This window comes from Caulobacter sp. (assembly GCF_035254145.1).
GTDB lineage: Bacteria > Pseudomonadota > Alphaproteobacteria > Caulobacterales > Caulobacteraceae > Caulobacter.
The window spans coordinates 1-2,938 of the sequence record NZ_DATFAV010000244.1 but is presented as its reverse complement, the minus strand read 5'-3'; the positions used below and the strand labels follow the sequence as shown (position 1 = coordinate 2,938).

General features: G+C 65.7%; 5 protein-coding genes. 1 reads left to right on the top strand and 4 read right to left on the bottom strand.

Annotation, left to right across the window (positions count from 1 at the left end):
• Window positions 1–286, top strand: a 286-nt coding sequence (locus tag VJ655_RS15215) for an Hsp33 family molecular chaperone HslO (protein ID WP_324112493.1), incomplete at its 5' end; no start/stop codon positions are given.
• 129 nt (window positions 287–415) lie between these two features.
• Here the strand turns inward: VJ655_RS15215 and VJ655_RS15210 are convergent.
• From VJ655_RS15210 to VJ655_RS15195, 4 genes are all read right to left on the bottom strand, one after another.
• The gene (locus tag VJ655_RS15210; RefSeq protein WP_324112491.1) at window positions 416–1,081 is read right to left on the bottom strand and encodes a hypothetical protein; all 666 of its coding nucleotides are present in this window, start codon (window positions 1,079–1,081) and stop codon (window positions 416–418) included.
• A gap of 369 nt (window positions 1,082–1,450) precedes the next feature.
• A complete protein-coding gene (locus tag VJ655_RS15205) occupies window positions 1,451–1,888 on the bottom strand; it encodes a hypothetical protein (protein ID WP_324112489.1) in 438 nt (145 codons plus the stop codon).
• A 68-nt stretch (window positions 1,889–1,956) separates the two neighbouring features.
• On the bottom strand, window positions 1,957–2,421 hold the full coding sequence (gene apaG / locus VJ655_RS15200) for a Co2+/Mg2+ efflux protein ApaG (RefSeq protein ID WP_324112486.1): 465 nt from the start codon (window positions 2,419–2,421) through the stop codon (window positions 1,957–1,959).
• Window positions 2,402–2,938: PLP-dependent transferase (locus VJ655_RS15195; protein WP_324112484.1), on the bottom strand; the 537-nt coding region annotated here is incomplete at its 5' end. The genes apaG and VJ655_RS15195, both read right to left, overlap by 20 nt.

The window sequence follows — 2,938 nt, the reverse complement described above, 5'->3', positions numbered from 1 at the left end:
CCATGCCCAGGCCCTGTTCGAGACCACGGGCGAGGACGAACTGGTCGATCCCATGGTCTCGACGCCGACCCTCTTGTGGCGCCTCTTCAACGAGGACGGCGTGCGGCTGCTCGACGAGAAGCCGATGCGGGCCTTCTGCCGTTGCTCGGAAGAGCGGATCGGCGTGGTGCTGGACTCGTTCTCGGCCGAGGAAGTGGCCGACATGGTCGAGCCGGACGGCAAGATCCACGTGACGTGCGAGTACTGCTCTCGCGTCTACAAGCTGGAGCCGGCGCCGGCCGAGTAGGAAAGCCCCATCCACGCCGCCGCGAAGCGACGGCGGCGTGGCGCTGGGGGCAGCGGCGCATGACCGGCAGGACCGTGACCCACGCCGCGGCTCGCGGCCGTCCGTCGACCCGAGCGGTCAGGGCTGGCTCTATTGGATGACCTGGGTGGTCCACGTGCCATCGGGATTCAGCGTGACGTTGATGACCGAGTAGCCGCCCGTGAAGTCGCAGATGGCGGCGTTGACGCTGGACTGGGTGAAGTTGATCACCGTGCCCGCCGTGTATTGGCCAGTCTGGACGTAGTATTCCAGGATCGGCTGGCAGTCCGTGTTGCTGGCGGGGTTGGCGATCACGAAGCTCGATAGAGTGACGCCGCCGTTCACCTGAACCGCCGAGCCGATATTGTAGAGGGCGGGCGGCGCGTAGGGCGGGGTCGTGATCCGGAAGGCGCCGGGTTGCACGCCGACGCCGACGGTCGGAGCCGTCAGGCCGAGCGGGTTGACGGACGCGGTGGTCCAGTCGTTCGCCGTGCCGCCGGCCGGCGCCAGCGCGATGGGGCGCATGGCGGTGGCGTAGCCTGAAGACTGGCCGACGCTCGGGAGGCTGTGCGCCTGCTGGATGGCAGCATAATACTGCATGCTCACCTGGAACGTGAGTATGGCGCCGGTGGCGTCATAGTTTCCCAGGTTCTGGGAATAGAGACTGTTGCTGTAGACGGTCGAACCGCCGGAATAGAGAGCCGGCTGTTGGAAGAAATAGAAACCTTGCGTGAAGTTTTGGCGGTTGATGACATTAATCGTCAGAAGGACGGACATGGCTGTCTCCAGAAAAATTGCCGTTTCTAGGTAAGCTGCGGCGACGACCTGTCTGAGAGGATCTGTTTTGGGCAGATCGCATTCGCCATTACTTCGCGCCCCCTCAGCCACAATATGCGGGGATTTGCGAGGTTCGACCAAGGCGAGTTTTTATATACCTTACGCGCAAAGATAGAATTCTATCTGCGGCTGATGTTCGTCGGGCGCCCCCAGGCAATAAAAAGAGGCGGGATCTCGCAGGTCAGCACGACCAGGAGCTGGGACCCGGGCCGGGCGTTCGCGAAGCTGGCCTGTGAGCTCGAGCTCAGCCTCGCTCGATTTATCGCGTAGGAGCCGCCGTGGCTGGGGTGTCGTCCGCGCCGGCCGGGTTCAGAAGCCGCAGCCAGTGCTCTTCCAGCCGGCCTGGAAGGCCTGGCTGTTGGCCGAGGTTTCCAAGGTGGCGATGCTGGGACGGGCGATGAAACGCGCCGTTTCCTTGGCGCCGCCGGAACTGACGCTGTTGACCACGCCGCAGACCACGAGGGCTTTCTTGTAACGCCCCGTGCGCAGGCCGATCAGCTCGGCCGTATCCGGATTGGCCAACTGGGCCGCAACGGCTTTTTCGATCAGCGGCATCTTCTCGTCGACGAGCCGCCGCTGGGCGCTGTTCTGGAAATCGACGCGGCCGCGGCCGATCTCGACCGAGGGACTGGCGGGCGCGGATTCCGGCGAAACCTGGAAGAAGGGATTGTTGGGCTGCTGGGCCAGGGCCGGCGACGCGGCGACGGCGCAGAAGGCGAGAGCGCAAGCCAAGGCGCGAGTGAGCATGGCCGATCTCCTGTGAGAGCTGTTGGCGAAGCTCAACCCTTACGCGTTTCCTGTCAATCCGCCCGTGCTCAGTTGAGTTTCCGCGAGGCCCCGGGCAGATGCAGCGAGAACTCGGGAATCTCGACCTCGAACAGTTCGCCTTCCTCGGTCACCATCTGATAGCTGCCGCGCATGGCGCCCGACGCGGTGGCCAGCGGGCAGTTGGAGACATAGCGGAACGCCTCGCGCGGCCGCAACTCGGGCTGTTCGCCGACCACGCCCGATCCCTCGACCTCGTTCACGCGATTGAGGGCGTCGGTGATGATCCAGCGCCGCGAGACCAGGGTGACGGTCTCGCCGCCATGGTTCTCGATCTCGACCGTGTAGGACCACAGGTAGAGGCCTTCCTCCGGCGAGGATTCCTCGGCGGAATAGGCTGGGAAGACGCGCACGACGATGTCGCGCGTGCGCGCTTCGTAGCTCGCCGCGTCGTGGCCGCGACGGCGACGCATCCGCTGCATCGGCGGGGAGGTCTCACGCCTGATCGAGCGCACGGATCACGTCTCGCGTCAGGTCGGCCAGGCTTTCCAGGCCCACGGACAGGCGCACGCCGCCTTCGGTGACGCCCAGCAGAGGGCGCTCGGCCTCGGGCACCGAACGGTGGGTGGTGGTCGGCGGGTGGGTCGCCATCGACTTCGCGTCGCCCAGGTTGTTGGAGATGTCGACGATCTCCAGCGCGTTCAGGAACCTGAAGGCCGCTTCGCGCGAGCCGAGGTCGAGCGCGACCACGGTGCCGCCGCCGCTCATCTGCTTCTTGGCGACCGCGTAGCCGGGATGGTCCTTGCGGAACGGGTAGAGGACCTGGCGAACCTTCTTGTGTTCGGCGGTGACGTCGGCCAGGGCGGCCGCGCTCTCGGCCTGGCGACGCACGCGAAGGTCCAGGGTCTCCAGGCCCTTCAGCATCACCCAGGCGTTGAACGGCGACAGCGACGGGCCGGTGTGGCGCAGGCTGTCGCGATAGAACTCCTCGTTGATCGCCTCGCTGGTCAGGATCGCCCCGCCCAGCACGCG